A 26,336-nucleotide genomic window follows, 5' to 3' on the forward strand; every position below is an offset into this window, starting at 1 on the left:
AACCACTCTGATTTTTTCTTGATTTTTGAAGCGTTTTCATATACAATAAAAGCATCTTAAAAAAGGAGCATATTTTTTATGTTAATCGGTATTCCAAAAGAAATCAAAAACAATGAAAATCGTGTCGCTCTAACACCAGCTGGTGTTCATAGCCTCGTTGGTAAAGGCCATGAAGTTCTGATTGAGACAAATGCGGGGCTGGGATCTGGTTTTACAGATGCAGACTACCAAAAGCAAGGTGCAAAAATCGTCCCTACTGCTACAGAAGCGTGGGCAGCTGAGCTAGTGGTCAAGGTCAAAGAACCTCTGGCAGCTGAATATGGCTTCCTCCGTGATGACCTCTTGCTCTTTACCTACCTACACATGGCTGCCGCTCCTGAACTAGCAGATGCTATGACAAGTGCCAAGACAACTGGTCTGGCCTACGAAACCGTTCGCGATCAAGATGGACAACTGCCACTCTTGGTACCTATGAGTGAGGTAGCTGGACGGATGGCTGTCCAAATCGGAGCCCACTTCCTGACTAAGCGCGAAGGTGGATCTGGCGTACTTCTCGGTGGCGTACCGGGCGTTCCGAAAGGGAAAGTAACCATCATCGGTGGCGGTGTCGTAGGGACCCATGCCGCTCGTATTGCTCTAGGACTAGGCGCTCAAGTGACTATTCTGGATATCAGCGCTAAGCGTCTGTCTGTCCTAGAAGATGTCTTTGGCCATCAAATCCAGACCCTCATGTCTAATCCGTTCAATATCGAAGCTAGCGTTCGAGAAGCAGATGTCGTGATCGGTGCCGTCCTCATTCCAGGTGCGAAGGCTCCGAAACTGGTGACAGATGATATGGTTAAGCAAATGCGTCCAGGCTCTGTCATTGTAGACGTAGCCGTTGACCAGGGCGGTGTCATCGAAACAGCCGACCGCGTAACGACTCACACCGAGCCTGTCTATGAAAAACACGGTGTCCTCCATTATGCAGTTGCTAATATCCCTGGTGCCGTAGCCCGCACTTCTACCATCGCCTTGACAAATGTCACCCTTCCTTATATTGAAGCCTTGGCAGAGAAAGGCTTCAAGCAAGCCATTACAGATGACCAAGGACTGCGCCAAGGTGTAACAACTTACCAAGGTCATATCACCAGCCTGCCAGTTGCAGAGGGCCTCAACAAGGACTACACATCTATTGACGAACTCGTTTAGTTGATTATTTCAACTTTAAAATCAATCTCACAAAAAAGAGCAGGAATAAATCTGCTCTTTTCGTATGTTATTCCATTTCTTCTGGCTCAGTTGCAGCCTCTTTAACAGGAGCTGGTTCATAAGCCCTGATAATCTGCGCCACCACTGGATGACGAACGACATCCTTAGCTGAGAAATGCACAAAATCGATCTGGGAGATGCTCTTCAATTTCTCCTGAGCATCAATGAGTCCTGATTTAACATTGCGAGGCAGATCAATCTGGCTGATGTCTCCATTGACAATCATCTTGGACTGAAAACCAAGGCGTGTCAGAAACATCTTCATCTGCATGATGGTGGTATTCTGTGCCTCGTCCAGAATCACAAAGGCATCATCCAGCGTCCGCCCCCGCATATAGGCTAAGGGTGCAATCTCAATGATTTCTCGCTCCATGAGGCGCGTCGTCTGGTCCTTACCCAAAATCTGATACAAGGCATCATAGACCGGACGCAGATATGGATCAACCTTTTCCTTAAGGTCACCAGGCAGAAAGCCCAAACTCTCACCAGCTTCAACCGCTGGCCGTGTCAGAATAATTCGCTTGACCTGACCACGCTTAAGAGCAGTCACGGCCAAGGTCACCGCCAGAAATGTCTTCCCTGTCCCGGCTGGACCAATCCCAAAGACAATATCATGATTTTTAACACTATCCACATAAATTTTCTGGCCAAGTGTCTTGACCCGAATTGGCTTGCCATAACTGTCCTTGATAATCTCTTCTTCGTAAAGAGCTACAAACTTATCAATTTCGTCATTTTTGACCATGGTAATGGCTGTCACAACATCGGGAGTACCGATAATCATGCCACGATTGACCAAGACCAACAGTGCTTGAATGACCTGTCGAGTCTCCTCGCAGGCAGCATCCGTACCCAAAATCTGCACAATCTCGGTTCGGGCATGAATGGTTACCTTCAATTCCTGCTCCATTAGGCGCAGATGGCGTTCATTAGAGCCAAAGAGATGAAAGGCATCATCTGGATGGCCCAGTTTCAATTCTACTGAATGTTCCTGCAAACAAAGAACCTCTCTAATTTATTTTTTTGAATGAATTATCTTTATTATATCAAAGCAAGCAGAAAATGACTATCCCTAGCCACTATCTACTCAATGTGCCTGATATTCTTCCCAAATAGCATCGAACTCGCCCAAGTTAAAGGAAAAATTTGCATGCTCCTCCAGAAAACGACTGACCTCATCAAAATCATCCGTATGCTTTGGAAAGGCCGTATCCTGAAAAGCCAAATCCGCCAAAATAGCCTTGGGCTCCTTGCTCTTAGGATTGCGCTCTGTCATCAGCCAGCTGTAAAAAGATTTTCTCATGGGTTCCTTTCATTTCTTTAAGACAGTATCCTTCCAAGCATCAGCTCTAGATACGTGATTCTTTATCCTCACACCAACTCCGTTCCAGTCGGGTCCTGCTTGATTTTACCAGCTTTCATCAGCCCACCCAGAGCTTTTTTAAACTGGCCTTTGGAAATGCCAAATGTAGCCTTGATGTCGTCTGGTGAAGATTTATCGTTCAAAGTCATAAAACCGCCATTGCTCTCCAGATAGGTCAGAATCATCTGGGCATCGTTTTCCAACATTTCAAAGGAGCGAGGCTTGAGAGAGAGGTTAAGAGTGCGGTCTACTTCACGGAAGCCAATTACCCGCGCGTCCAAGACCTGACCAAGACGTGGCTCTGCATAGCGCTCACTCGGATGAATGAAGCCCAGCATATTATTCTCCGGCAGGTAGACAAAGGTACCAGAAAGCTTGAGCCGATAAACGATGGCTGGCCAGTTTTGGTTCTGCATGTTATTATAGGCAGGACGAGCCAGACGCTGGAAATCCTCCTGATAAGCCAGTTGGCCCCAGATGCGGTCTTTCTTATCTACTTCCAGACGGATATAAAGGAGGTCACCCTTTTTTGGCCAGAGTTCCTTGATTTCTGGCAAGATGTCAAGTGACACAACGATTTGTTTATCCGGCAGACCGGTATCGACAAAGACACCTAGATCCTTTCGGACCTCCGTTACTGTTCCCCAGCCAAACTGGTCTTGAGTAGCTGTAACTTCAAGAGTTGTCAGGCGAAGCTTCTGCTTCATATCGCTGTAGGCAAAGCCTTTGACAGACTGCCCCAGCTCATGCGCCCCCTCTTCCTTAGAAAGAGCGTAAACCTGACCATCCTTTTGAACAAAGTAAAAGCGATCATTTTCATCCGTGATGATACCCACGATGAAGCTGGCAAGATTTGTATTCATATAGACCTATTTTCTACCTTGCTTCTTCAAACCGGGCAAGGATTTTTGATGTTAAAACAACTCAGTCAGCCAAAGCCAACTGAGTTTTGATTCTGATAAAAATGTTAAACTTCTAAAAGTTCTTTTTCTTTATTTGCTGTCATCTCGTCGATATGTTTGACAGCATCATCCGTTACTTTTTGAATATCCTTTTCCAAGGTCTTCAATTCGTCTTCAGTGATTTCTTTGGCTTTTTCCTGCTTCTTAGCTTCGTCCATAGCATCGCGGCGGATGTTACGGATGGCAACTTTAGCATTTTCACCGACCTTTTTCACTTCTTTAGCCAAGTCACGACGGGTTTCCTCTGTCAGGGCTGGAATGACCAGACGAATCACAGAGCCATCGCTGGCTGGAGTAATCCCGAGGTCAGAAGCATTAAGCGCACGCTCAATGTCCTTGATAGAAGACTTGTCAAAAGGTGTCACCAAAAGAACACGCGCTTCCGGAATCGTAATCGAAGCGATTTGATTGAGCGGAGTTTCTACTCCATAGTACTCCACATGGATGCGGTCCAAAAGGCTGGCATTGGCGCGGCCTGCACGGATGCTGCCAAATTCACGAGCCAAACTTTGGTGCGAGTGGGTCATTCTTTCTTTTGCTTTTTCTACAATTGCATTTGCCATGAGTTTCTAATCTCCGTTCTTATAAATTATTTGATACTGTTGTTCCGATTTGCTCACCGATAACAACGCGTTTGATATTGCCCGGCTCATTCATATTAAAGACAACCAAGTCAATGTCATTGTCCATAGACAGGGTCGAAGCCGTTGAGTCCATAATCCGCAGTCCCTTGCTGATGACATCTCGGTGAGTCAGCTCATCAAACTTAACAGCGGTCTTGTCTTTCTTAGGATCGGCATTGTAAACACCATCTACGCCATTTTTGGCCATGAGAATCGCATCTGCTTCAATCTCTGCTGAGCGCAATGCAGCGGTTGTATCGGTTGAAAAATAAGGAGAACCAATACCTGCACCGAAAATGACGATACGGCCTTTTTCCAAATGACGAAGGGCCCGACCTCGGATGTAAGGTTCAGCAACCTGCTGCATAGCAATCGCAGTCTGCACGCGCGTATCTACACCGACTTGCTGCAGCGAATCCGCCATTACCAGCGCATTCATGACAGTGCCCAACATACCAGTATAGTCGGCCTGCACGCGGTCCATGCCTGCTTCTGCTGCCGGCTCACCCCGCCAAAGGTTTCCGCCTCCGATAACCAGAGCAATTTGAACTCCCAAATCATGAACTTCTTTGATTTCTTCCGCCATCTTCTGAACAGTCTGAATATCAATACCAACGCCTTTTTCACCGGCAAGAGCTTCACCTGACAACTTAATCAAAATACGCTTATACTTAGGTTCTACCATTTTTTTACTCCTTATTTTATCTGTACTATTTTACCACATTTTGTGATTTTTATATAGTTAAATCACTGAAATTTTTCTTTTTTCCTTTTAGTAAAATAGCAGAGCAGGCAAGCTCATTTCACAGAAAAACCAGCCCCATCATCAGATAGGACTGGGAATGAATACTTTAATCATCTTTTGCTAGGTCTACTCACTGCTTGAATGACTGTTTCTTTTCTCGTTTAGCTAAGAGTGGCAGGATGACACCCAGACTGATCAAGACGATTGGCGTCAGGATATTTGTCAAGAGAGAGAATTGCCATCCAGCTGGATCTTTGGCAAAGTCTACTTTCGGAACCATCCCTAAAATACAGGCAAAGGCTGTAAAGAGGAAGCACCAAGCTCCGATGGCAAAGCCAACTTTTGGATTTTTGGTAAACTTGTACTCGGCATCCTTGTACTTTTTCCAAGCTTTGTTTAATAACATATAGGCCAGGAATACCCAGAGATACCGCATGGGCATAACGATGGAGTTGAGGTTGGTCATCCATTTGACCAGGCCGTCAATTTCTTTGATTCCAAAGATAGGCAGAATAATTAGTAAGCTAACCAAAATCCCAGTCAGGATGTAACCGTTAATGAGGACTCCTTTTGATGTCCGCTTGCGCAGCCAACTTGGGACAAACTCTTCATCGGCATTATTGAGCATGATTTGCAGAGGCGCGTCAATAGAGAAAGCCAGTGCAGCAATCTGTCCAACCATGTTGGTCAGGGCATAGATGACTACTAGTACATTGCCCACTCCCCAGTAGTTGCCCAGCTTTTGGAAGGCTTGGTAAGCGCCGTTTCTCATCAGGTCTTCAGGAATATTGCTGCCATCAAAAAGCATGCCCATAGCAATAGAGCCTAGGATAGCAGATGCTCCAACCATGACAGCCATGACAATCATCCCCTTTGGAAATTCCTTGGCTGGATTGCGTGTTTGGTTAACGTAAGGCGAGATTTTCTCAGCCCCGCCGACCGCAAAGACTAAGAGGGAGATAGTCGTGAAATAAGAAAAATCAAAATTGGGAATGTAAGTGCTAAGCTTATCCATATTGGCCGTCGCAAACTGCATGTCAGGTTTGATAAAAGGCGCCCCGACCGCCAAGAGAACGAAGAGGAAAGACATAATCAGCATGGCACTTCCCGCCAAGCCCCCAATCACCTTGAGCGTGGACAGCCCCTTGGTGGACAAATAGAGAAAGGCACCGAAAATCAGCAAGCTAAGAATAACAATCCAATGAATATCAAGGCTGCTCAAAAAGTCACCATTCCCCTGAATAGCCCAGCCCAGCGGAATCAAAACTCCCTGCGGCTTCTGAGCCAGATAGGGAATGTGCACCACCCAGTAAGTCCAGGCCGCAAAATAAGCCAGTCGCTTGGTAGAGGTTTTCTCCACCCAGTCGCTGACACCGCCTCCGCTCTCCTTAAAAGTAGAGCCTAACTGTCCCACGATGAGGGCATAGGGAATAAAGTAAATAGCCAGGATAAGAATCCAAGAAACAATCACTGAAATGCCCTGCTGAGAGTAGTTATTAACCACATTCCCCAGACCCCAGACCATATTAAAAGCAATCAGAGATACCATCAGCCAGGTTAGCTGGTTCTGATCTTTTTTCATGACACCGTCTCCTTTTGTTATAAAATAAATTGATTGGATATTATTATAACATGTTTCTATGAGTTTGTAATCGCTATCAGCGTTTTTATTTCAAAAAAAGAACTACCCAAAGGCAGTTCAATTAATTCTTAAAGTGAGTTTACGTCAACCTTGATACCAACACCTTGTGTAGTAGTGATAGTCAGGTTAGTTACGTAAGTACCTTTAGCAGTAGCTGGTTTCGCTTTTTGGATTGTGTCGTTGAAAGCTTTGAAGTTTTCAACCAACTTGTCAGCTTCAAATGAAACTTTACCAATGATAGCTTGTACGTTACCTGCACGGTCTGCACGGTAAGTAATCTTACCACCTTTAGACTCTTCAACTGCTTTTGCAACGTCCATTGTTACAGTACCAGTCTTAGGGTTTGGCATCAAGTTACGAGGTCCAAGGACACGTCCAAGGCGACCTACAAGTGCCATCATATCAGGTGTAGCGATTACTACATCAAAGTCCAACCAACCGTCGTTGATTTTTGCAACGAGGTCATCTTCACCAACGAAGTCTGCACCAGCAGCTTTTGCTTCTTCAGCTTTTGCTCCACGTGCGAAAACAAGAACGCGTGAAGTTTTACCAGTTCCGTTTGGCAATACCATTGCGCCACGGATTTGTTGGTCAGCTTTTTTAACGTCGATGTTCAAGTTGTAAGCAACTTCTACAGTTGCATCGAATTTTGCAAAGTTAGTTTCTTTTGCAAGTGCTACAGCTTCTTCTACGCTGTATGCTTTTGTGCTGTCGATTTTTTCAAGAGCAGCACGAAGTTGTTTGCTTTTTTTAGCCATTTTATCTTTCTCCTTGTAAGTGGTTCAATCGATTTTCATCTCCCACGTCACTCGTCAATCTGATCAAGTGTAGTGCGGGCAAATGGGATGAGCGTTATTGATTAGTCAACAACAGTGAATCCCATAGAACGAGCAGTACCTTCAATCATACGCATTGCAGACTCGATGTTTGCAGCGTTCAAATCTGGCATCTTAGTTTCAGCAATTTCTTGTACTTGCGCACGAGTAACTGTTGCAACTTTCGTTTTGTTTGGCTCACCAGAACCTTTTTCAACGCCTGCAGCTTTCTTCAAAAGAACAGCAGCTGGCGGAGTCTTAGTCACGAAAGTGAATGATTTGTCTTCGTATACTGAGATAACAACTGGAATAATCATACCAGCTTGATCAGCTGTACGAGCATTGAACTCCTTAGTGAATCCCATGATGTTGATACCGGCTTGACCAAGCGCAGGACCAACTGGTGGAGCTGGAGTAGCTTTACCAGCAGGGATTTGCAATTTTACAAGTTTTTCGACTTTTTTAGCCATTTTTAAATCCTCCTTTGTGGTTTTGGCGGTAAATAAAGATTTTTACCTCCCACAAGTATGCTTTTCGCATACCTTTCTATTATACACTAAACTTTGTTAAATGCAAGGAATTTTATCTTCTTTTTTGATTTTTTTTGTGGTAAAATAATCTTATGACACTATTAAAGATTGCTTCGATTCTATTTATCTTTTTAACTTTGATTTTAACCACTATTACAGTGCGAGTTTTTCAATTAAGAAAATACGGTTTAAACTTTGCGGACTTGGCTTTTCCGCTTTTTGTTGTGGAATTTTATATCATTTCAGACAAGGCCTACTATCATAGCTTGCTGCCCCAGCTGACCCTGGCTCTCTCAGTTCTCGCTATCGCCATCACCATCTATTTTCTCAAGAAAAAACGGAGCTTCTACTACCCTAAGTTCTTTAAGTTCTTCTGGCGGGCTGGTTTTCTTCTGACCTTCTTCATGTACCTAGCCATGGTCATTGGTCTCTTTTTGTAACAATGTAAAACAAAACCCATCGGTTATCAGATAGCCGATGGGTTTTTCATATGCGGGACTTACAAGTCATTCTTTTGCCGTGAAAGAAGGACCTCCCGATTTTCCTAGTCTTATTCGTGAATCTCTAAAGGCAGTCCATCCGGATCAAAGAAGAAAGCCATCTTACGGCCGTCAAAGTCATCATAGCGCAGCTCAGTATGAGGAATCTCTAAACGGTCAAATTCCGCTAGCGTTTCTTCGACATCTTTCACTCGGAAAGCCAGATGCCGCAGACCTGTATGCTCTGGATGCGGCAGGGCTGGCCGCTTGGGAGCTTCTTCCTTGATAAAAATTTCCAGAGTTAGATTTCCCTTGCGAACGTTAAAGAGAATGTCCTGCTTGTCTGGACGATGGTGCTCATCCAGCTGCTCAAAGCCCAGCTTGTTCACATAAAACTCCCTGGTCTTGGCATAATCATGGCCAATGATGGCTATATGGTGAATAGTGTCCAGTTTCATAACTTCTTTCCTTTCCGTTGAGTAAGTAGAGAAAATCTGCCGGCTGGCTGCTGGCAGATTTGTTTTTATCAAATGGTTATCTTGCTAGCAGACTAGTGAAATTAGGATCAATTCGTCTGCAAAACTTTTCTCGGCTTGGTTCCCTCAGCAGGACCGATAACGCCTGCTGCTTCAAGTTCTTCCATAAGACGCGTGGCCCGGTTGAATCCGACTGAGAGTCGCCGCTGGATCATAGAAGCGCTGGCTTTCTGAGTCTCGATGACCAAGGCCTTGGCTTCTTCAAAGAGCGGATCACCTTCATCATCGCCACCGCCAGACTCCATATCACTTTCAGATACTTCACCAGGATCAAAGCTATCGTCATAGTCAGCTTCAGCTTGATTCTTGACAAAGGCTACGATTCGCTCCACATCTTCATCCGAGATAAAGGAGCCCTGCAAACGAACTGGATGGTTTTCATCAATAGGCTTAAAGAGCATATCCCCACGACCCAAGAGCTTTTCTGCTCCATTTTCATCCAGAATGGTCCGACTGTCTGTCCCACTGGATACAGCAAAGGCAATCCGAGAGGGTACATTGGCCTTAATCAGACCCGAGATAACATCTACAGATGGCCGTTGGGTAGCCAGAATCATGTGAATTCCAGCCGCACGTGCCTTTTGTCCCAGACGAATAATGGCATCTTCTACTTCCTTGCTGGCCACCATCATAAGGTCAGCCAGCTCATCCACGATGACGACGATTAAAGGTAGGGGCACCTGCTTGTATTCTGATTGGGCATTGTACTCGGCTACTTTAGCATTATAGCCAGAAATGTTACGGGCACCGACCTTGGAGAAGAGTTCATAGCGGTTTTCCATCTCGTCTACAACCTTCTGGAGTGCACGGCTAGCTTTACGTGGATTGGTTACGACTGGGATAAGCAAGTGGGGAATGTCATTATAAACGGACAACTCCACCATCTTAGGATCCACCATCATAAACTTGACTTCATCCGGTCTGGCTTTCATGAGAATGCTGGCGATAATACCGTTGACAGCCACAGATTTACCAGAGCCAGTAGAGCCAGCCACCAAGAGATGGGGCATCTTAGCCAAGTCAAAGGAGCGGACAGAGCCGTTGACAGCCTTCCCAAGTGGGATTTCTAGGAGCTTGCTGGCATCCGTCTTAGACTGCTCCCAGAGTTCTCGGAAAGTCACGGTCGCAACTTCAGAATTGGGCACTTCAATTCCGACAAGAGATTTCCCAGGAATCGGCGCTTCAATCCGCACATCCTTGGCAGCTAAGGCTAGAGCCAAATCATCTGCCAGATTGGAAATCCGATTGACCCGAACACCAACAGCTGGCTTGACCTCGTACTTAGTGACGGAAGGTCCGATTTCAGCCCTCTCAACAGCAGCCTTTATCCCAAAGCTAGCAAAGGTCTCTTCCAAAATTTTGATATTATCTCGAACAATGCGCTTTTCTTTGGACTGATTCTTAGGCTTGTCGGGCGCAAAGAGGTTGATGGTCGGCAGCTTGTAGTCCAGACTTTCCTTGGCAGTAAAGTCCACTTCAACGTCTACATCTGTCTCGTCCGTCTCTTCTTCGCGACCAAAGTCCAGAGGCTCATGAGGATCATACTCTCCCACTTCCTCATAGTCTGCCTCGTCAAAGTCCACAGCTGTATTTGACAAGTCCTCGTCATCTAAAATCTCTCCTGTTTCAGGATCGACTTCAGCTTCCTCTTGCTCTACTTCAATGGCTTGCATAGCTGCCTGTGCAGCTTTCTCTTCCTGCTCCAAGAAACGAAGCTGCCGCTTTTCTTCCTGCTTCTCTCTCCAATTTTGAAAGGCTGCCATAGCCTTTTCTGAAATGTCATAGATAGACCAAGGGCTCATAAGCAGACCGCCCAAAAGAATGAGCAGCAGACCGAAGAAATAAGAACCGATATTTGAAAAAAGGAAAGAGATAGGTGCGTATAAGAGAGAGCCCAGCAGGCCGCCACCCGCGAAGGAGCTGACCTTAAAGGCTGTCAGATCAGTCAAGACCCTGCCTAGAGTTGTCGATAAGACAGCTGCCCCTTCTAGCTTTAAAACGCTGACAAAATAAGCTTGGAAAATTAACTCCAGTCCCAAAAAGAGGCTGATAAATCCTGAAACCGTCCCCTCGTGCTTGTGCAGCCACTTGAAAAAAAAGAGATAGCCAAAGCTGGCCAGAATAGCCAGATAAGCTAAGCTTCCCACCAAGAGGCGAATCATATTATAAATGGTGACTCCAAAGGCGCCCAGCTTAATTGCTGCAAACAAAAGAATAAGAGCCAATACAAAGGTGGCAATCATTCTCTTTATTGCTTTTTGTCTTTCTAATTCTGCTTTTGTCGGCCGACGAGTTGTCCGGCCTTTTTTCGTGTTTTTCTTAGTTGCCATAACCCTTATTATACCATATTTGAGCATTAGATGAGAAATCTTTTATCTAAATCAGAAGCAAAAAAACTTATTTATCCACGCAAAAAGAACTGGGCTAACCAGTTCTCATTTCACTATCACAAAATTCTTATTAAGCCTCTGGCATAACCGCCCAGGCAATCAAGTAAGCCAAAACACCTGTACCTGCCACACAGACCAAAAGAATCCAAATAACACGGACCAAGGTTGGATCTAAATCAAAGTAGTTTGCGATACCAGCACATACACCAGCGATTTTCTTGTTGTTGACATCTCTTGTCAGTCTTTTCTCCATGGAAAACACTCCTTATTATTTTTACTCTGTTTATTTTACCATAACATCTCTCAATGCACAAGTTCGCCTGCTATTAAGCTCTCTCTTCAGATAAAATTTAATTACATCAAGATGAATTTGTTCACTCTACCATACTTTTAACAAGTCCAAGCAAAACTCTTGTTCTTGTGTTAGAATAAAAGGAAATTCTAATTAGTAAACAGTAAAAATATTTCAGGAGGAAGATAATGCGAGCCGGAGTCATTCTTTTCAATCCCCAAACTAAGCAAATACTGCTCATCCACCGCTGGAAAAATGGAGAAGAGTATTTTGTCATACCAGGTGGCGGATCCGAGTCAGGTGAGACTGCAGTCCAAGCAGCCCAGCGAGAAATTCAGGAAGAGCTGGGTTGGAGCTTGTCTGAAAAGCAGCTGCAGCCAGCCTTTACTTTCAGAAATGGCCAACGCCTAGAAATCTATTTCCATGCCACTATCGGCCATACATCAGCTCCAATGATTCAGGGTGAGGAAGCCCTTCGCAGTCATGCCCAGAATATCTATCAACCTGAATGGCTAGACATAGAAGCAATTTTCGGACTAAACTTACGGCCAGCAGGACTTAAAAATCTGCTCCTGGATTGTCTGACACAGGAGGGTTTGAAAAACTAGCCTAATTGTAGTAAAATATCAGTAGTTTACAATCTAATGTGAGAAAGGTTTTATATGAAAAAAATTCTTCTTATCAGCCTCTTATCAGGACTTGTCTTGGCTGGCTGCTCTGGTAAAGGTAAGAAAGAGGAGACTACTAGCTCCTCCAACTCATCCAGCAGTTCTTCGCTAGTGAGCTCTAGCTCTGACCCAGAGGAAACCAGCAAACTCCGTGAGCAATTCAAGGATGCCATGACCAACGAAAATGCCAACTTCCCGCAGCTATCTACAGAAGTTGCAGAGGATGAAGCGGAAGTCAAGTTGGTAACGACTGAAGGCGATATCCGCATCAAGCTCTTTCCAAAACAAGCCCCACTAGCCGTTGAAAACTTCCTGACCCATGCTAAGGAAGGCTACTATGACGGCGTTTTATTCCACCGTGTTATCAATGAATTTATGATTCAGACCGGAGACCCTAAAGGTGACGGCACTGGAGGCGAGTCTATCTGGAAGGGAAAAGATAAGTCTAAAGACTCTGGAAACGGCTTTAAAAATGAGTATTCTCCATATCTCTATAATATTCGTGGTGCCCTATCCATGGCTAATGCAGGCCCTGGTACCAATGGCAGTCAGTTCTTCATCAACCAAAGCAAGAAAGACTTGTCTAGCCAAATGTCTACGGATTCCTTCCCTGCTAAAATCATCGAAGCTTATAAAAACGGTGGAAATCCTACTTTAGATGGCGGAGCTTACACCGTATTTGGCCAAGTGTTGGAAGGTATGGATGTGGTGGACAAAATCGCTGCCGCAGAAACAGACGATAATGACAAGCCTAAAAAAGATATCAAGATTGAAAAAATCGAGATTATCAAGGACTATGACTTCAGCAAATAAGCTTGCCGCCCAACCAATAAAGGAGGGAAATCAATATGATTATCTGGGGATATAAAGGTTATCAGAAAAACGTAGGACAGACCCAAAGCAATATCGAGTGTGCCAACTGCCACAACGTCGCACCTTGGGACATTATTGAAACCGGCCGAAAGTTTACACTCTATTGGATTCCTACCTTTCCTTACGGTAGAAAACATTACCTCACCTGCCCAGTCTGCCAGCACGGCAAGCAGATTGAAAAGCAGGAAATCGAACAGTTTTTGAATTATTAGCAACAGAAAGAGACGATTCTCAATGAACCGTCTCTTTTCTTTTTTAAATTTTATCAAGTCAACTGGTTAAAATCCCAGATCTGGTCCATCCAGCCTTCATAGAAATCAGGTTCATGGCAGACCATAAGGATGCTGCCCTTGTATTCTTTCAGAGCTCGTTTAAGCTCTTCCTTGGCATCGACATCCAGGTGGTTGGTCGGCTCGTCCAGCACCAGAACATTATTTTCTCGGTTCATGAGGAGGCAAAGGCGAACCTTGGCCTGCTCCCCACCTGAAAGAACCTGGATCTGGCTCTCGATATGCTTGGAAGTTAATCCACATCTGGCCAGAGCAGCTCGAACTTCTGCTTGGTTAAGAGCCGGAAAGGCATTCCAGACTGCTTCAAGCGGTGTCTGACGATTGCCGCCTTCGACTTCCTGCTCGAAATAACCCAACTCCAGATAGTCCCCACGCTCGACTTCCCCAGCGATTGGTGGGATAATGCCTAGCAGACTCTTAAGAAGAGTTGTTTTCCCAATCCCATTTGCCCCGATGATGGCCACTTTCTGATTGCGCTCAAAGTTCAGGTTAAGGGGCTGGGTTAGCGGTCGGTCGTAGCCAATCTGCAAATCCTTGGCTTGGAAAATAAAGCGTCCAGGTGTCCGGGCAGGTTTGAAGTCAAAGGTAGGCTTTGGCTTCTCACTTTGTAGCTCAATAATATCCATCTTATCCAGCTTTTTCTGGCGGGACATGGCCATATTACGAGTTGCCACACGGGCTTTATTACGAGCTACAAAGTCTTTGAGGTCCGCAATTTCTTTCTGCTGCCGCTCGTAGGCTGCTTCTAGCTGAGATTTTTTCATCTCATAGACTTCCTGGAACTGATAGTAGTCGCCAGAATAACGAGTCAAGTGCTGATTTTCCACATGGTAGACGATATTAATCACATCATTCAAGAAAGGAATATCATGCGAGATCAGAACAAAGGCATTTTCATAGTTCTGTAAGTAACGCTTGAGCCAATCAATGTGCTCCGCATCCAGATAGTTGGTTGGCTCGTCCAAGAGCAGGATATCCGGCTTTTCCAGAAGCAGCTTGGCCAAGAGAACCTTGGTCCGCTGTCCTCCAGATAGCTCCGTCACATCACTCTCCATACCGTAGTCCATGACACCTAGTGCCCGTGCAACTTCGTCAATCTTGGCATCCAGAGTATAGAAATCTCGACTCTCCAAGCGGTCCTGGAGCTCGCCCACTTCTTCCATCAGGGCATCAACATCGGCTCCTTCCTCAGCCATGCTCATATAGATTTCATTGATACGAGCCTCTGTCTTGAAAAGCTCGTCAAAGGCCGTGCGCAAGACATCACGGACAGACTGACCTTGCTCCAGCACAGCATGCTGGTCCAGATAGCCAGCCGTCACATACTTGGACCACTCGACCTTACCTTCGTCAGGCAGCATTTTCCCCGTCACGATACTCATAAAGGTTGACTTTCCCTCACCATTGGCGCCGACCAGACCGATATGTTCACCCTTGAGCAGGCGGAAGGATACATCCTCAAAAATAGCCCGGTCTCCGAAACCGTGGCTGAGATTTTTTACTTCTAAGATACTCATTTTTTCTCCTCTATCATTGATTGCAGTTCCTTGATTATACCATCAAAAGGGATTTTTTGGCAAGACTGAAGAAAGGGAAAAGCGAGCCACTTAGGTCTCGCTTGCTTGTTCTCAATTCACATGATGCGTATGCTTGGTAATCCACTGGGTCAGTTTGATTTTCAGCCAAAAGCCATAAATACCAAAGGTAACAATGGTCAGGAGCCACCACTTGATCCAATTCCCAAAAAGCTGCATGGCAGTACCATCAAAGTAAAGACGGTGCCCGTCAATAACTGTATGTTTTATCTTCCAATTATACAGAATACACATGCCCCAAGGTGCACAAATTCCCAGCGTAAATACTGTAATCAAGGTAGCTAAAATCACATGACCGATGTAAGAAAAGAGACCACCATCAAAATAAGACTCTTTGTACATACTATCTCCCCCTTTAAACCAACTCTTTCAGAAATTGAATCAGGGTCTCTGCAGAGCGTTTACCAGCTTCAAGAATGAATTCGTCAAAAGTGACATTGGCATCATGGCTAGCTGTGTCGCTCATGGCCCGAATGACCATAAAGGGCAGGCCAATCGAATGTGTGGCTTGAGCAATAGCTGCGCCTTCCATCTCGACAGCCAAGACATCTGGAAAATGCTCCTTGATGCGATCAATCTTATCTTGACCAGCAACAAAGCTGTCACCTGTCGCAATCAAACCTACTCTGGCCTTTTGATGGGTCTTATCCAAAATTTTCTTCATTTCGGCAACCAGATAGCGGCTCGCTTCAAAATAGAGTGGCTGCCGTGCCATCTGACCGTAGTCATAGCCAAAGGCCGTCACGTCCACATCATGGTAGACCAGACGATCTGCAACCACCACATCGCCGATAGCTAGACCTTCTGCCACTGCTCCAGCTGAGCCTGTGTTAATCACGGCTGTGACCTTGAAGTCATTGACCAAAACAGCCACGCTCATAGCAGACATAACCTTGCCAATCCCGCTTTCGACCAACACCACTTCATGATAGCCGATGGAGCCCGTATGATAGACATGGCCCAAACGCAGGTGCTTCTGCGGGTTTTCTAAATGCTCCAACAGAATCTTCAACTCCTCGGGCATGGCTGCGATAATTCCAATTTTCATATAATACCTCAAATCATCTGATGAAAAAGAAGCTTAGACAGACTAGGCTTCCTTTTAAGTGCAATAGAGCAGTTTTTTAAGGCCACCAAATAATAGCAGCAATCAAACCAATCAGCAGGATAACCACCCAAAGGAGAATCTTATTGAGTTTGGCTTGAAAGAGGCTCCGCTTTTGGTTTTCAATCCGACGGCTCTTAGTCACGGTCGGATCTACCTCAATGTGGAGAGTCTCATCCGTAAACTCCTCTTGGTTTTGAGCAGTCTGATAGCCAAAACGACTCTGATTCTGCTGAGACCGAGCTTCTTCATAACCAAAGCGGTTTTGAGGGCTCTGATAACCAAACTGAGTATCCTGTCGGCTAGACTGCTGTGAGCTAAAAGAGCTTCTGCCAGTTGAAAGAATCTTGGTTTCCTCGTCATCCATGAGAGGCGGCCCCGAAATATCCTCACCGCGGTTGGCCCGCTCAATGATTTCATCTGTTAATAAAGCTTTTCCCATTGATCTACGTTCCTATTTATTCAGATTTTTTTGTTCCCAGTACTGAAGGGCCATGATGGTCTTGGCATCACAAATGTCACCGTTTTGCAGCAACTGGTGTGCCTCCTCCAGACTGACTTCAAAAAGTTCCAATGTTTCATCCTCGTCTTGGGGACGAGGGTTTTCGACCTTTGTTAAATGGCTGGCGCTGTAGAGCTTGATTTTTTCATTGCAAAAACCGATGGCAGAGTAGAAATCATAGACCAACTCCAGCTGTCCAGTGTAGCCGGTCTCTTCTTCTAATTCTCGGAGGGCAGCCGCTTGGGGATCTGCATTCTCTCCTACCTCCAGCTTACCAGCTGGAATCTCGTAAGAAGTCGCTTCAATTGCCTTGCGGTACTGCTTGACTAAAATCATCTTATTTTCCGGGGTGATAGCAATTACAGCCACCGCGCCATTATGAAAAATCAAATCCCGTTGGGCTTGACCCTTGCCCTCTGGCAGCTCTACCTGGTCCTGAACCACTTTAAAAATCGGTCCCTGATAAATCTCTGTCCGTTGGACAGTTTTTTCTTCAAATTCCATGACTGAACCTACTTGTTTTGAGGGTGATGAGGAAGACGCTTAGCATAATCTTCCTTGTTAATCTGACGACCACGTCCCAGAGCAATGGCATCTGCTGGTACATCTTTCGTAATGGTAGAACCCGCACCGACCAGTGAGTTATCACCCAGCTCAACTGGGGCAATAATGGTCGAGTTGGAACCAACAAAGACATTGTCTCCAATGATAGTCTTGTACTTCTTCTGACCATCATAATTAACCGTAATCGTACCTGCACCAAAGTTGACATTAGCACCGACTTCAGAATTTCCAATATAGGTCAAATGACCAGCCTTGGTATTTTCGCCAATTGACGATCCTTTAACTTCAACAAAGTTGCCGACATGGACATCCTTAGCCAGACTAGAACCTGGACGGATATGAGCGTAAGGCCCGACCGTCACTCCATCTGCAACACTTGATTCTTCAATCATGGAGTTGGTGATAACGGTACGTTCTCCAATGACAGAGTCCACAATATAAGTACCATTGGTCAGGATAGTCTCTGCCCCAATCTTGGTCTGACCTTTCAGGGTCACATTTGCTTCAACTTGAACTTCTGGCGCAATTTCTACATCCACATCGATATAGGTCGCATGAGGATTGACAAAGCTGACACCATTGACCATATGCTGCTGGTTAATCCGACGGCGCATGACACCCTCAGCTGTAGCTAAAGCCACGCGGTCATTAACACCCAAGCTTTCATCAAAGTCTTTGAGCGTATAAGCGCCGACTTTTTCACCATTTTCGCGGAAAATACCAATCACATCTGTGATATAGTATTCGCCTTGAGCATTATTGGTATTGATATTTTTGAGGGCTTCAAAGAGACGAGCATTGTCAAAGACGTAAGTCCCCGTATTGATTTCCTTGATTTGCTGCTCAAAGTCAGAAGCATCCTTCTGCTCAACAATTTTCAAAACTTCGTCGTGCTGATTGCGAACGATACGGCCATAGCCGAAAGGATTATCTGCTTCTGCTGTCAGGATAGTCGCAACATTCTTGTGGTTGATATGAAAATCAATCAGATTTTTCAGGCTTTCTCCTGTAATCAGAGGAGTATCGCCAGCAATGACCAGCGTCTGACCTGTCAGATTTTCCAAAACAGGCTCTGCCATCATAACGGCATGACCCGTTCCCAACTGCTCAGTCTGACGGACAAAGTCTGTCTGACCTGCCAAGACTTGCTCGACTAGCTCTGCCTTGTGCCCAACAACTGTCACGGTCTTTTCTGGATTAATGGCATTGACACTGCGGAACACATGTTCCAGCATGGAAATTCCTGCAACCTTGTGCAGTACCTTTGGTAAATCTGACTTCATGCGAGTACCTTTACCCGCAGCCAAAATAATCGCGTAATTTGTCATCAATTATCTCTTTTCTGTAGGATATCACCTTTATTATATCACTAAAAGGTAATTTTTAAAAATTTAAAATCAAGCCATTCCCTTAAAAATCTGCAACGAAAAAATTTTTGCACAAAAAAATCAGCCTTTAAACAGCTGATTTTGCTTCTTTTTCTTTGATTTTCTTTGGAAGATGGACTTTTGCTTTGCCATAGTCCTTGAAAACAGCCCGCTGCTTGAAGTAAATCAATTCTCCATCTAAGGCTGTATCTTCATCCAAATCCATGGTCATATCAATAGAGCGGATGGTCCGAGTCTTAGGGTCAACCACAAAGGCAACCTGACACTTCTCAATATCGATGGTCGTATCATAATGTTCATCATTATAAGCATAGTAGAAGGCATCGATAAGGTCATAGGCCAAATCACCTTCTGCTGTCACCGAAAACTCATAGCCCCCGTCCACTTTTTTCTTAGTCAGTTCTGACTCATTATCTACCATGACCTGCAGCAAAGCCTTAAAAGAGGACATGCCCGAATAGCCATCAATATGTTTCCGTGACTCAGTGTCATCAATGGTCTCAAATCCATCCTTTTCTTCCAAGTACATCCGATCTTCGCTGAAATAATGGGTCAGTTCTTGATCATCATAGGTTTCGTAAAGCTTAGCTAAATAAGGTGAATCTGAGACAGTCAGCTGTTTAACCGTCTTGGCTTTTCTTTTTTTGTTGCCTTCTAGATAAGTCGACTCAGACAGCCGATCCATGTAGAAACTATCATGATCGAATTTTTTCAAAGATGCATCCACTACGGCCGATAGCTTAAAGCGGGATTCAAGAGCTTCTGCGATTCCTCCAGGCTTAAAGTAAGTATAGAGAAAGGTTCCGCCAATCAGTACAAAGCAGACACAGCCGTAAATGATAAAAAAATGAACCTTCTTCAAAATCAATCCTCCTAGAAGCCTTCTGTCATTTTATAGCTTATATTATAAGCTTTTTTAGAGCTATTTTCAATCATTTTCAGAAACGGTCTTTGAAGACTGTTAAAAAATTAGTTTCTTTGGCCTTATGGATTTATATAGATTGCAGGCTTTAATCACTTTCTGTCTTCCCATTAAGATTTTCTTCTTTATTGGCCAGTCGCTCCATCCAAATCAGTTCTTTAAATCCTTTTTCAGAAGCTGACCGGCAATCCCTTGGTCCCGATAAGCCGCATCTACTAACAGATATTCAATATATCCTGTAGCGGAAGAAATGCTAATTGGTTTTTCAAACTCTCAAAGCCATTGCCATATGTATCAACAAGGCAAGTATCCACTACTTTTCGAATACTTAGTATCTCAGTCCTCTTTCTCATTTTCAGCCAACTGCTGGCGAAGCTTGCTAAACCAATCCAACTGAAAGCGGGCCGAATCCAGCCCAAATTCGAGCGTCTTCATTTCAAAATAGCCAATCTGGGAAATACTTTCAGCTAAATCAGCCGCCTGACTGGTCTCTATCAGCTCTGTAGCCAGATGGCTGTTCTGCTCTAGATAGGCCTTTACTTTTTCCTGCTCCTCCGTAAAACGAATCGCGTCTTTGACAGCTTCAAACTCTTGGACTTCAACTTCCAGTCCCTCAATAGTCAAATCCAGCATCTGGAGCTGCTCTTTCTTAGGTAGATAACCCATAAAGAGGAATTTCCCCAAGTCCATATTTTTGTTCTTGCTCATGTCGATAGGTGTTTTAAGCCACTCCAAAAACAAGATTCGTCCAGAAGCAGTAATGGCATATTCCTTTTTCATTTTTCCTTTTTCTACGTACTCCGAATAAGTCACTGCTCCTTGCTGGGACAGTTTTTTTAAGGCTGCTTGGATACTTCCCAGACTATCGCTGCACATGGAGCTGAAATTTTGCCGCATCACCTGACGAATTTCATAAACTGTAAAATGTTTTATCATGAGTAAGCCTAAAATTAATTTATCCATTTCTCCTCCAAATCACGATTTCTTTATATACCTAATAGTAACATTTTTGTTTCGATTTATCAAGGACAAACAAAAAGCCTATTCAAAAATAGACTTAAGCTTGATCCAGCGGATAGACCTTGCGAAATTCTTCTAGGACGACACCCGTTTCTTGGGAAAATTCCAAATCGGCTTCCACCAGACACTCCGTAAAAAATTCCTCATGGACTTGCTGCCAGTAGGCCAAGGATTTGTCTCCTTCTCCTTCCTTAAAAGCGTGTTCGGCTGAAATCTCATTAAAAGGCAGCACAGAGACTTTGGTGATTTCGATGATACAGACGGCTCTATTCCGGCTGTCTAGTATGATATCGAAAGTTCCTACTTGAGGTAGAGGCTCATTTTCAAACTTATAGAGCTCATAGACCGAAGCCGTCGCTGTCTTTTCACCACGAAGCACCAAATCAGCCAGTTGGTCTGCTTGGACACCGAAGGCCCAGGCATCAATCTCGTCACCAATCGCCGGATTGATTTTCTTGTATGCCTGCCACATTTCTTTTGGGGTCATCATTTCTCCTGTCTTTCTAAAATGATAATTATTGTTTATAAACATCTTCCTACAAAACTGTATCTTTATCAAAATCCATAAAGTCATCATGCTCATAATAGTAAAGCAGAGCCTGTAAACACTCTTGATCAGTTGCTTCTGCTTTCTGCTCCATAACTGACAAGAGAACATCCGCAAAATCTTCACCGTAATAAATCAACTCCAGCTCCTGCTCCCTTACTTGTCTTTGGACTCATTGAAGATACTATTTCTTATGTAAATCCTATTTTTCAAACTGTTTTTAAGACCTTCTTGAAAAACAAGGATAAGATCCTGAACGCACTGGAACTGCCCTACTCAAACATAAAACTAGAAGCTACTAACAACCTCATCAAAGTCATCAAGCGAAACGCTTTCGGATTTCGGAACTTTGACAATTTTAAAACTAGAATCCTCATCGCTTTGAACATCAAAAAGGAGAGGACTGATTTAGTCCTCTCCAGATTATAACTTCTCATCAACCCACTACAGTTGACAAAGAGCCCAAAAATCAAACATTTCCCACACTTTCTGAAATCATTTCATCCCCTTACATAGAAAGCAGACACCATTTTATAGCCTCTAGGCATTTCGAGACTTGCTTCCGTAACAAACCTTTGGTAAAATGTTAGCAACACAAGTCTAAAGGAGGCGCTTATGACTCAAAAAACGATCCGTCGCTGGGCTCCCTGGTCTATTTTAGGAAGCTGGCTGATTTATGTTGCAGATATATTGATTGCTATCTCTGACGGTTTTGGAAAGGGATTTTGGCAGCACATGCCTGATTTAGCAGCTTGGAAAGTTGATTTTGCAGGCTATGCCTTACTTCTTTTCCCGCTTTTAGGAATGGGCGTCTATATCCTCTCTATCGGGCTGAGACAAAAATGGCTAGGAATAATAGGAGCTTGGATTCTCATGACTGTCTGTGTTTTCCTCCACACCAGCTATTTCTATTTTGCCGCCACTTCGCGGCTGTATGCCCATAATCCCTCTGCCGATATTGCAAAATTACTAGAAAGCTTTTCAATAGTGAAAAATAACTTTCTGCTTATTTATTTCGTACTTATGGCTGTACTTCTCCTATTTATTGTTATCCTCGTTTTGAGTAAGAAAACGGCTTACCCGCGCTGGTTTGCCCTAACAACTCCCTTAACAGGAATTCTCCTTAGTCGGCTACTCAGCGCTATTGCACCAGCCCTTCGCGAAATGCTTTCTCCTATTCTCATTCCCGCCTTTTGGTTTGCTTTAATGATAACAATAGCCATGATTTTTGCCCTAAAGGACAAAAACTTTACCAACAAGGAAGCAAGTAGCTGTCCTGAAAATTCAGTTCTCCATTTTCCTTAGCATACAAACAGAAATCATCATCTAGCTCTTCCGATTTTACAGCCTCAATGATGTCTTTTAAGAAATAGGTTTGGTTTTTCTTCATTGGTCAAAAGTCCCTTTCCATTCATAAGCCGGATAAACTCCTAGACACTGATAGCCCAAGCTTTCTGCAACTTTTTTGGAGGCTTCATTGTGCGCATCCCAGAGAGGAAAGAGTGAGCGTTTTTGAGCTTCTAAAATCATCTGGGCACCCAAGATTTTGGCCAAGCCCTGCCTTTGATAGGCTGGCTTGGTAGCAATTTCAATCTCAAGAGCTCCATGATAGACCAATCCTGTCGATACGCCAGCGATGATTTCCTCTCCTGAATAGAGTAAAAAACCAAAGCCACCCGCCGCTTGAAAATGGTCAAAATCGGAAAAGTCACCCTGCAAATCCTGAGACCAGACTTCCTCAGCCAAACGCTCATAACCCTCCTCATCAATCGGACAGAGGTAGTAGTTTGCAGGTAGACTGATTTGCCATTTCTCCAAAGTCTCTGTGTCAAACTCAGCACTGTCCGCAAAAGCATAGCGAGTGAATCGGTGCAGCTCACTCTGACTATCCAGAAACTCTTGCCAACTGCGCTTCTCGGAGATAATGACCTTGTCAGCTAAACTATATTTTTTGCTAAATTCCTGCCACAAATCCGGATCCACCTGACCAGCCGGAAAGATGAAATTTCCTAGTTGGTAAAGGCAGGATGTCTCAGGCGCGTTCATAAAGAACTGCCCTAGACCAGCATCCAAGCCATAAATCACCATATTTTTGGTCCAGTATTGGAAAAAAATATTTTTCACCTTCATTTTTTGTCTTCTTTCAGATGCAGTTCATTGATTTTATTCGTCCAGATATAGCCGTCAAAGCCTTCGGGAATATCTTTTAGACTATGGATATGATCGAAACCTTCTGATAAATCGCTGCCACCAGCTGTTAGCTCAACCCGTGTATTGACTGCTTCCATTCTTTCCATAAATTTATTTGGCCAACCCCATAAGAATCTGGCATATTTCAAAGGAATACGCAGCTCTGCATTTTTCATTTCCTCAGGGATATAGCCCGTAAAGCCCAATAGTTCATATTGGATAAGAGCCTTAAGCATGCGCTTCTTCGACAAGAGCTTGAGGCTGCTGCTTTGACTGCGCAACCAATGAACGCCTTCCTCGCTTGCCCCGCAGACACTGAGTTTATTTAGCCTTTCGGGCGAAAGCATTTTTAGTTTCTCCCACAAGACTTTATAGGTTTCTAATTTCCCGTCTTTGACCTCAATCACAAACTCCTTGTCGGGAAAAGACTCAAAAACCTCATCTATTGTGGGCATCTGACCGACTCCTTTTCCTCTAAAAGGATAGGTTTTTCCGCCATCAGCCGTATAACCGTAACCGATATCCATCTTTTTGAGCTCAGCCATCGTGTAGTCCTGAATTTCTCCCTCAATGCCAGTTTTGAATTCGAGAGTTGCATCATGAAAGACTGCCAGTTGCTTGTCTTTGGACAATTTCACATCAAACTCCACTGCATCCGCTCCTAGGTCAAAAGCCGCCTGCATCGAAGAAATGGTGTTCTCCAGATAGGGATGCGTAGGCGGGTCAATCATGGCTGCCGTATTGCTGTCCCAGTCCGCTTTAGATTCATCGAAAGTCTGCGCAAGTCCTCGATGGGCTAGGATTTTATATTCCTGTCTCTCTTTATTAGAAAAGAGGCTTGTATTGTTTAACCAGATAAGAAATAGCAGAGCTAGACAAAGCAGATAAACTCTCTTGCGTTTTTCCCATTTAAACATTCTATTTCCTTACTTCAAACTCCAGCCGCCGTCGATTTTGATAATCTCGCCCTGCATAGCAGATGCCTTACCACTGGCTAGAAAGAGGCTGATGTCTGCCACTTCCTGAGGATCCAGCCAGCGCTTGATCGGCGTTTCCTCAGCAACCCAGTCTGCTAGTCCGCCTGGCTCAAAATCTGTGGCAGTCATGGCTGTCTTGACTGCGCCTGGTGCTAAGCCAAACACTTGGATATTTTTATCCGCATAGTCTAAGGCTATCTGCTTGGTCAGGCCAGCCAGAGCATGCTTAGAGGCTGTATAGGCAACACCGCCTCCGCCAGCCAGAAAGCTAGCAATTGAGCACATGTTAATGATGATACCAGACTTTTTCTCCAGCATTTTCTGCAGGTAAAAGCGGGTGATTTTCATGGTAGCGGTCAGATTGAGCGTAAAAATATGGTCCCAGTCCTCGTCGCTGGTCTCGTGCAGGGGACGATAATCGTCCAAGATACCTGCTGTATTGCAGAGAATATCCACCTCAGGTAAGCTAGTAAAGAGTGGTGTCAAATCCCCAGTCAAATCCAACTTGACAAAACGAAGCTCATTTAGAAAGCCAGGATTTTCATCCTTGTCCACCCCGTAAACTCGGTAACCATTTTCCAAAAAGCTCTGGGCTTGAGCTCTACCAATACCAGAGCTAGCCCCCGTCACTAGTACTGTTTTAGTCATCTACTTCCACCCAATCTGTCGCAAGGACATCACAAGGAGTCGGACTCCACATGGAGAAACCCTCCCCTTCACCTGAAACATTGATGAGGAAATAAGGTGTCACTTCAAGAGCCACCCCATTCTGCTCAATCGTGTCAAAGAGCTGGACGTAGTTCTCTGCTCCACCCCAACCTGTACGAACATACTTTTTCTTGGCCTTAAGGCCTGGTAAAATTTCTTCAAATGTCATGGTTTTCTCCTTTATCTTCTATAAACCTTGATTTGATAAGGTTTTCTAACCTCTGAAATGAGGTGGTTTTTAAATTTGTTCACCTTTTTGTGGACTCATAGGCCATTTATAGCTTTTTCGTAGTATGAAACAGCCTTTTTTTCTTTATCCTTTTACATCTACGATTGTACGGGTGTTGTCGCTATCTTAAATGATTTTCTCACGCTTATAGTAGCCAAACTTTGCGAACATTGTTTTTTTGTTTTAAACTCCACCAGCGATTTTCAGCTACTCATCTTGTATAATCACTCCATTGATGATTGCTTTTTAATTTTTTATAGCAAAAATAGTTCATTGCTAAAACTGGCTCATTCTCTCCTTTTCGTCATCTAGTGACTGCTGCAATAAGTTGGCCAGCCCTTGGATGTTTTGAGCAGCTAAAAGCTCCATATACTCCGCCCTGTCATCCTTTCTGATAATGACCGGAGCACCTAGGTACTTCATAGCTAAGTACATAAGAACCAAGCGGCCAGTACGTCCATTCCCATCGCTAAAAGGGTGAATACGCTCAAACTGGATATGAGTATCAGCCAATATCTCTACTATCTCACGCTCACTCTTTGCCGCATCTAGTCTATAAGCTGTATTGTCTGCCCATTGAGCCATTAGGAAAGGCGTTTCCTCTGGTGAAGCCGTCTTAAACTCAGCTCCTATGATGGCATTCTGAACAGTTTTAAACTGCCCTCTATCGTGCTGCAGGCGGTCTGTCAATAGCGCGTGGAAATCTTGGACCAGCCCCACAGTCAAGGGGGCGTTATTAGCTAAGCTATCCAGCAACAAAGAAAAGGCCTGCTTGTGGTTCTCTATCTCGTAGAACTCTCTAATACTCTTGTGCTTCCCTGGCAAGGTGCTTTCCAAGATGATACTGACGGTTTCAGGAAGAGATATAGTGTTGCCCTCAATCCCGCTAGAATGGTAGGCAATACGGATCAGAATATCATCCAGATAATCTTGTTTATAGGTCATTTTGTTTCCTTTCACTCTTTAGTGTATTTGATATAGCTGACTTGTTTAAGTTTTAGAAATTATGCGCTTCATGCTAAAAAATATTAACAGCTTCAAGCCTTTTGGTTATAAAATCAATCTTTTCGACTCACCCTAAAATTAAATGCTTGAGCTTTTGAAAATACTGATATTAGGTTCTTGATTGC

At 44.3% G+C, this 26,336-nt stretch carries 33 protein-coding genes and 1 pseudogene; 7 read left to right on the plus strand and 27 right to left on the minus strand.

Going from position 1 to position 26,336, the window contains the following annotated elements; translation table 11 throughout:
- Positions 1 to 78: 78 nt before the first annotated feature.
- Entirely contained in the window at positions 79 to 1,191 is a 1,113-nt protein-coding gene (gene ald, locus HMPREF1150_RS08640; RefSeq protein WP_009659311.1) for an alanine dehydrogenase, read from the plus strand.
- A gap of 67 nt (positions 1,192 to 1,258) precedes the next feature.
- Here the strand turns inward: ald and HMPREF1150_RS08635 are convergent, their stop codons facing one another.
- From HMPREF1150_RS08635 to rplK, 8 genes are all read right to left on the minus strand, one after another.
- Positions 1,259 to 2,248, minus strand: coding sequence for a PhoH family protein (locus HMPREF1150_RS08635; RefSeq protein ID WP_002899882.1), 990 nt, complete (start codon positions 2,246 to 2,248; stop codon positions 1,259 to 1,261).
- Positions 2,249 to 2,338: 90 nt separating this feature from the next.
- The gene (locus tag HMPREF1150_RS08630; RefSeq protein WP_002894860.1) at positions 2,339 to 2,554 is read right to left on the minus strand and encodes a YozE family protein; all 216 of its coding nucleotides are present in this window, start codon (positions 2,552 to 2,554) and stop codon (positions 2,339 to 2,341) included.
- Between the two features lie 68 nt (positions 2,555 to 2,622).
- On the minus strand, positions 2,623 to 3,477 hold the full coding sequence (gene cvfB / locus HMPREF1150_RS08625; protein WP_002899881.1) for an RNA-binding virulence regulatory protein CvfB: 855 nt from the start codon (positions 3,475 to 3,477) through the stop codon (positions 2,623 to 2,625).
- A 104-nt stretch (positions 3,478 to 3,581) separates the two neighbouring features.
- On the minus strand, positions 3,582 to 4,139 hold the full coding sequence (gene frr, locus HMPREF1150_RS08620) for a ribosome recycling factor (RefSeq protein ID WP_002894858.1): 558 nt from the start codon (positions 4,137 to 4,139) through the stop codon (positions 3,582 to 3,584).
- Positions 4,140 to 4,158: 19 nt separating this feature from the next.
- Positions 4,159 to 4,884 carry a UMP kinase gene (gene pyrH, locus HMPREF1150_RS08615; protein WP_002894857.1) on the minus strand — a complete coding sequence of 242 codons (726 nt, stop codon included), beginning with the start codon at positions 4,882 to 4,884 and terminating at the stop codon, positions 4,159 to 4,161.
- Positions 4,885 to 5,074: 190 nt separating this feature from the next.
- Positions 5,075 to 6,526 (minus strand): APC family permease, encoded by a 1,452-nt coding sequence (locus HMPREF1150_RS08610; protein ID WP_002906023.1) that lies wholly within the window; start codon positions 6,524 to 6,526, stop codon positions 5,075 to 5,077.
- Positions 6,527 to 6,654: 128 nt separating this feature from the next.
- On the minus strand, positions 6,655 to 7,344 hold the full coding sequence (gene rplA, locus HMPREF1150_RS08605) for a 50S ribosomal protein L1 (protein WP_002894855.1): 690 nt from the start codon (positions 7,342 to 7,344) through the stop codon (positions 6,655 to 6,657).
- 101 nt (positions 7,345 to 7,445) lie between these two features.
- Positions 7,446 to 7,871, minus strand: coding sequence for a 50S ribosomal protein L11 (gene rplK / locus HMPREF1150_RS08600; protein WP_002894851.1), 426 nt, complete (start codon positions 7,869 to 7,871; stop codon positions 7,446 to 7,448).
- Between the two features lie 152 nt (positions 7,872 to 8,023).
- Here rplK and HMPREF1150_RS08595 point away from each other — a divergent pair, with 152 nt between their 5' ends.
- Complete coding sequence (locus HMPREF1150_RS08595; protein WP_002897148.1) at positions 8,024 to 8,371, plus strand: DUF3397 domain-containing protein; 348 nt, start codon at positions 8,024 to 8,026, stop codon at positions 8,369 to 8,371.
- 110 nt (positions 8,372 to 8,481) lie between these two features.
- On the opposite strand, the gene HMPREF1150_RS08590 is transcribed toward HMPREF1150_RS08595, so the two are convergent.
- The 3 genes from HMPREF1150_RS08590 to HMPREF1150_RS08580 form a co-directional block, all read right to left on the minus strand.
- Positions 8,482 to 8,868 (minus strand): VOC family protein, encoded by a 387-nt coding sequence (locus tag HMPREF1150_RS08590; RefSeq protein WP_032905374.1) that lies wholly within the window; start codon positions 8,866 to 8,868, stop codon positions 8,482 to 8,484.
- A 107-nt stretch (positions 8,869 to 8,975) separates the two neighbouring features.
- On the minus strand, positions 8,976 to 11,276 hold the full coding sequence (locus HMPREF1150_RS08585; RefSeq protein ID WP_009659297.1) for a DNA translocase FtsK: 2,301 nt from the start codon (positions 11,274 to 11,276) through the stop codon (positions 8,976 to 8,978).
- Between the two features lie 130 nt (positions 11,277 to 11,406).
- Complete coding sequence (locus tag HMPREF1150_RS08580) at positions 11,407 to 11,589, minus strand: PspC domain-containing protein (RefSeq protein WP_002899876.1); 183 nt, start codon at positions 11,587 to 11,589, stop codon at positions 11,407 to 11,409.
- A gap of 227 nt (positions 11,590 to 11,816) precedes the next feature.
- Here HMPREF1150_RS08580 and HMPREF1150_RS08575 point away from each other — a divergent pair, with 227 nt between their 5' ends.
- The 3 genes from HMPREF1150_RS08575 to HMPREF1150_RS08565 are packed head-to-tail and all read left to right on the plus strand — an operon-like array spanning position 11,817 to position 13,381.
- Entirely contained in the window at positions 11,817 to 12,236 is a 420-nt protein-coding gene (locus HMPREF1150_RS08575; protein ID WP_009659246.1) for an NUDIX domain-containing protein, read from the plus strand.
- A gap of 54 nt (positions 12,237 to 12,290) precedes the next feature.
- On the plus strand, positions 12,291 to 13,109 hold the full coding sequence (locus tag HMPREF1150_RS08570; protein WP_002903171.1) for a peptidylprolyl isomerase: 819 nt from the start codon (positions 12,291 to 12,293) through the stop codon (positions 13,107 to 13,109).
- Positions 13,110 to 13,144: 35 nt separating this feature from the next.
- On the plus strand, positions 13,145 to 13,381 hold the full coding sequence (locus HMPREF1150_RS08565; RefSeq protein ID WP_002897142.1) for a zinc-ribbon domain-containing protein: 237 nt from the start codon (positions 13,145 to 13,147) through the stop codon (positions 13,379 to 13,381).
- Between the two features lie 53 nt (positions 13,382 to 13,434).
- Here HMPREF1150_RS08565 and HMPREF1150_RS08560 read toward each other — a convergent pair whose 3' ends face one another.
- From HMPREF1150_RS08560 to HMPREF1150_RS12115, 11 genes are all read right to left on the minus strand, one after another.
- A complete protein-coding gene (locus HMPREF1150_RS08560) occupies positions 13,435 to 14,976 on the minus strand; it encodes an ABC-F family ATP-binding cassette domain-containing protein (RefSeq protein ID WP_009659289.1) in 1,542 nt (513 codons plus the stop codon).
- Positions 14,977 to 15,087: 111 nt separating this feature from the next.
- Positions 15,088 to 15,396, minus strand: a complete 309-nt coding sequence (locus tag HMPREF1150_RS08555; protein ID WP_002894826.1) for a DUF898 family protein — start codon at positions 15,394 to 15,396, stop codon at positions 15,088 to 15,090.
- A 13-nt stretch (positions 15,397 to 15,409) separates the two neighbouring features.
- Complete coding sequence (locus HMPREF1150_RS08550) at positions 15,410 to 16,102, minus strand: 5'-methylthioadenosine/adenosylhomocysteine nucleosidase (protein ID WP_002920681.1); 693 nt, start codon at positions 16,100 to 16,102, stop codon at positions 15,410 to 15,412.
- Between the two features lie 76 nt (positions 16,103 to 16,178).
- Positions 16,179 to 16,601, minus strand: a complete 423-nt coding sequence (gene macP / locus HMPREF1150_RS08545; protein ID WP_002905026.1) for a cell wall synthase accessory phosphoprotein MacP — start codon at positions 16,599 to 16,601, stop codon at positions 16,179 to 16,181.
- 12 nt (positions 16,602 to 16,613) lie between these two features.
- On the minus strand, positions 16,614 to 17,165 hold the full coding sequence (locus HMPREF1150_RS08540; RefSeq protein WP_002894822.1) for an NUDIX hydrolase: 552 nt from the start codon (positions 17,163 to 17,165) through the stop codon (positions 16,614 to 16,616).
- 8 nt (positions 17,166 to 17,173) lie between these two features.
- A complete protein-coding gene (gene glmU, locus HMPREF1150_RS08535) occupies positions 17,174 to 18,553 on the minus strand; it encodes a bifunctional UDP-N-acetylglucosamine diphosphorylase/glucosamine-1-phosphate N-acetyltransferase GlmU (protein WP_009659329.1) in 1,380 nt (459 codons plus the stop codon).
- A gap of 127 nt (positions 18,554 to 18,680) precedes the next feature.
- A complete protein-coding gene (locus tag HMPREF1150_RS08530; protein ID WP_002897131.1) occupies positions 18,681 to 19,475 on the minus strand; it encodes a hypothetical protein in 795 nt (264 codons plus the stop codon).
- Between the two features lie 210 nt (positions 19,476 to 19,685).
- On the minus strand, positions 19,686 to 19,793 hold the full coding sequence (locus HMPREF1150_RS12305; protein ID WP_366928418.1) for a GNAT family N-acetyltransferase: 108 nt from the start codon (positions 19,791 to 19,793) through the stop codon (positions 19,686 to 19,688).
- Positions 19,794 to 19,871: 78 nt separating this feature from the next.
- A complete protein-coding gene (locus tag HMPREF1150_RS08525; RefSeq protein WP_009659349.1) occupies positions 19,872 to 20,498 on the minus strand; it encodes a PadR family transcriptional regulator in 627 nt (208 codons plus the stop codon).
- 94 nt (positions 20,499 to 20,592) lie between these two features.
- On the minus strand, positions 20,593 to 21,042 hold the full coding sequence (locus HMPREF1150_RS08520) for an ASCH domain-containing protein (protein ID WP_009659308.1): 450 nt from the start codon (positions 21,040 to 21,042) through the stop codon (positions 20,593 to 20,595).
- 49 nt (positions 21,043 to 21,091) lie between these two features.
- Positions 21,092 to 21,241 carry a hypothetical protein gene (locus HMPREF1150_RS12115; protein ID WP_009659341.1) on the minus strand — a complete coding sequence of 50 codons (150 nt, stop codon included), beginning with the start codon at positions 21,239 to 21,241 and terminating at the stop codon, positions 21,092 to 21,094.
- A gap of 26 nt (positions 21,242 to 21,267) precedes the next feature.
- On the opposite strand from HMPREF1150_RS12115, the pseudogene HMPREF1150_RS11520 reads away from it, so the two are divergent.
- A pseudogene (locus HMPREF1150_RS11520) lies at positions 21,268 to 21,531 on the plus strand (transposase); the annotation flags it as partial.
- A gap of 186 nt (positions 21,532 to 21,717) precedes the next feature.
- Positions 21,718 to 22,407: a DUF6796 family protein gene (locus HMPREF1150_RS08515; RefSeq protein WP_009659303.1), complete on the plus strand. Its 690-nt coding sequence runs from the start codon at positions 21,718 to 21,720 to the stop codon at positions 22,405 to 22,407.
- A gap of 81 nt (positions 22,408 to 22,488) precedes the next feature.
- On the opposite strand, the gene HMPREF1150_RS08510 is transcribed toward HMPREF1150_RS08515, so the two are convergent.
- From HMPREF1150_RS08510 to HMPREF1150_RS08490, 5 genes are all read right to left on the minus strand, one after another.
- Positions 22,489 to 23,232: a GNAT family N-acetyltransferase gene (locus HMPREF1150_RS08510; protein ID WP_009659245.1), complete on the minus strand. Its 744-nt coding sequence runs from the start codon at positions 23,230 to 23,232 to the stop codon at positions 22,489 to 22,491.
- Complete coding sequence (locus HMPREF1150_RS08505) at positions 23,229 to 24,209, minus strand: glycerophosphodiester phosphodiesterase family protein (protein ID WP_009659332.1); 981 nt, start codon at positions 24,207 to 24,209, stop codon at positions 23,229 to 23,231. Before HMPREF1150_RS08505 ends, HMPREF1150_RS08510 begins: the two co-directional genes overlap by 4 nt.
- 9 nt (positions 24,210 to 24,218) lie before the next feature.
- Positions 24,219 to 24,917, minus strand: coding sequence for a 3-oxoacyl-ACP reductase (locus HMPREF1150_RS08500; RefSeq protein WP_009659322.1), 699 nt, complete (start codon positions 24,915 to 24,917; stop codon positions 24,219 to 24,221).
- On the minus strand, positions 24,910 to 25,146 hold the full coding sequence (locus HMPREF1150_RS08495) for a DUF2829 domain-containing protein (protein WP_002899859.1): 237 nt from the start codon (positions 25,144 to 25,146) through the stop codon (positions 24,910 to 24,912). Before HMPREF1150_RS08495 ends, HMPREF1150_RS08500 begins: the two co-directional genes overlap by 8 nt.
- 336 nt (positions 25,147 to 25,482) lie before the next feature.
- On the minus strand, positions 25,483 to 26,151 hold the full coding sequence (locus HMPREF1150_RS08490; protein WP_009659321.1) for a Fic family protein: 669 nt from the start codon (positions 26,149 to 26,151) through the stop codon (positions 25,483 to 25,485).
- Positions 26,152 to 26,336: the final 185 nt, after the last annotated feature.

The sequence above is a fragment of the Streptococcus sp. AS14 genome (genome assembly GCF_000286495.1).
In the GTDB taxonomy this organism is placed as follows: domain Bacteria; phylum Bacillota; class Bacilli; order Lactobacillales; family Streptococcaceae; genus Streptococcus; species Streptococcus sanguinis_P.

Excerpts from the sequence above, each read along its gene's own strand:
- HMPREF1150_RS08575 (WP_009659246.1), top strand. The coding sequence starts at position 11,817 with ATGCGAGCCGGAGTCATTCTTTTCAATCCCCAAACTAAGCAAATACTG.
- HMPREF1150_RS08610 (WP_002906023.1), bottom strand. The coding sequence starts at position 6,526 with ATGAAAAAAGATCAGAACCAGCTAACCTGGCTGATGGTATCTCTGATT.
- HMPREF1150_RS08520 (WP_009659308.1), bottom strand. The coding sequence starts at position 21,042 with ATGACCCCAAAAGAAATGTGGCAGGCATACAAGAAAATCAATCCGGCG.
- HMPREF1150_RS08515 (WP_009659303.1), top strand. The coding sequence starts at position 21,718 with ATGACTCAAAAAACGATCCGTCGCTGGGCTCCCTGGTCTATTTTAGGA.
- HMPREF1150_RS08555 (WP_002894826.1), bottom strand. The coding sequence starts at position 15,396 with ATGTACAAAGAGTCTTATTTTGATGGTGGTCTCTTTTCTTACATCGGT.
- HMPREF1150_RS08580 (WP_002899876.1), bottom strand. The coding sequence starts at position 11,589 with ATGGAGAAAAGACTGACAAGAGATGTCAACAACAAGAAAATCGCTGGT.
- cvfB (WP_002899881.1), bottom strand. The coding sequence starts at position 3,477 with ATGAATACAAATCTTGCCAGCTTCATCGTGGGTATCATCACGGATGAA.
- pyrH (WP_002894857.1), bottom strand. The coding sequence starts at position 4,884 with ATGGTAGAACCTAAGTATAAGCGTATTTTGATTAAGTTGTCAGGTGAA.
- HMPREF1150_RS08500 (WP_009659322.1), bottom strand. The coding sequence starts at position 24,917 with ATGACTAAAACAGTACTAGTGACGGGGGCTAGCTCTGGTATTGGTAGA.
- frr (WP_002894858.1), bottom strand. The coding sequence starts at position 4,139 with ATGGCAAATGCAATTGTAGAAAAAGCAAAAGAAAGAATGACCCACTCG.
- HMPREF1150_RS08510 (WP_009659245.1), bottom strand. The coding sequence starts at position 23,232 with ATGAAGGTGAAAAATATTTTTTTCCAATACTGGACCAAAAATATGGTG.
- HMPREF1150_RS08525 (WP_009659349.1), bottom strand. The coding sequence starts at position 20,498 with ATGGATAAATTAATTTTAGGCTTACTCATGATAAAACATTTTACAGTT.
- HMPREF1150_RS08595 (WP_002897148.1), top strand. The coding sequence starts at position 8,024 with ATGACACTATTAAAGATTGCTTCGATTCTATTTATCTTTTTAACTTTG.
- glmU (WP_009659329.1), bottom strand. The coding sequence starts at position 18,553 with ATGACAAATTACGCGATTATTTTGGCTGCGGGTAAAGGTACTCGCATG.
- rplA (WP_002894855.1), bottom strand. The coding sequence starts at position 7,344 with ATGGCTAAAAAAAGCAAACAACTTCGTGCTGCTCTTGAAAAAATCGAC.
- HMPREF1150_RS08505 (WP_009659332.1), bottom strand. The coding sequence starts at position 24,209 with ATGTTTAAATGGGAAAAACGCAAGAGAGTTTATCTGCTTTGTCTAGCT.
- HMPREF1150_RS08565 (WP_002897142.1), top strand. The coding sequence starts at position 13,145 with ATGATTATCTGGGGATATAAAGGTTATCAGAAAAACGTAGGACAGACC.
- ald (WP_009659311.1), top strand. The coding sequence starts at position 79 with ATGTTAATCGGTATTCCAAAAGAAATCAAAAACAATGAAAATCGTGTC.
- HMPREF1150_RS08540 (WP_002894822.1), bottom strand. The coding sequence starts at position 17,165 with ATGGAATTTGAAGAAAAAACTGTCCAACGGACAGAGATTTATCAGGGA.
- HMPREF1150_RS08570 (WP_002903171.1), top strand. The coding sequence starts at position 12,291 with ATGAAAAAAATTCTTCTTATCAGCCTCTTATCAGGACTTGTCTTGGCT.
- HMPREF1150_RS08590 (WP_032905374.1), bottom strand. The coding sequence starts at position 8,868 with ATGAAACTGGACACTATTCACCATATAGCCATCATTGGCCATGATTAT.
- rplK (WP_002894851.1), bottom strand. The coding sequence starts at position 7,871 with ATGGCTAAAAAAGTCGAAAAACTTGTAAAATTGCAAATCCCTGCTGGT.
- HMPREF1150_RS08585 (WP_009659297.1), bottom strand. The coding sequence starts at position 11,276 with ATGGCAACTAAGAAAAACACGAAAAAAGGCCGGACAACTCGTCGGCCG.
- HMPREF1150_RS08630 (WP_002894860.1), bottom strand. The coding sequence starts at position 2,554 with ATGAGAAAATCTTTTTACAGCTGGCTGATGACAGAGCGCAATCCTAAG.
- HMPREF1150_RS08490 (WP_009659321.1), bottom strand. The coding sequence starts at position 26,151 with ATGACCTATAAACAAGATTATCTGGATGATATTCTGATCCGTATTGCC.
- macP (WP_002905026.1), bottom strand. The coding sequence starts at position 16,601 with ATGGGAAAAGCTTTATTAACAGATGAAATCATTGAGCGGGCCAACCGC.
- HMPREF1150_RS08560 (WP_009659289.1), bottom strand. The coding sequence starts at position 14,976 with ATGAGTATCTTAGAAGTAAAAAATCTCAGCCACGGTTTCGGAGACCGG.
- HMPREF1150_RS08495 (WP_002899859.1), bottom strand. The coding sequence starts at position 25,146 with ATGACATTTGAAGAAATTTTACCAGGCCTTAAGGCCAAGAAAAAGTAT.
- HMPREF1150_RS08550 (WP_002920681.1), bottom strand. The coding sequence starts at position 16,102 with ATGAAAATTGGAATTATCGCAGCCATGCCCGAGGAGTTGAAGATTCTG.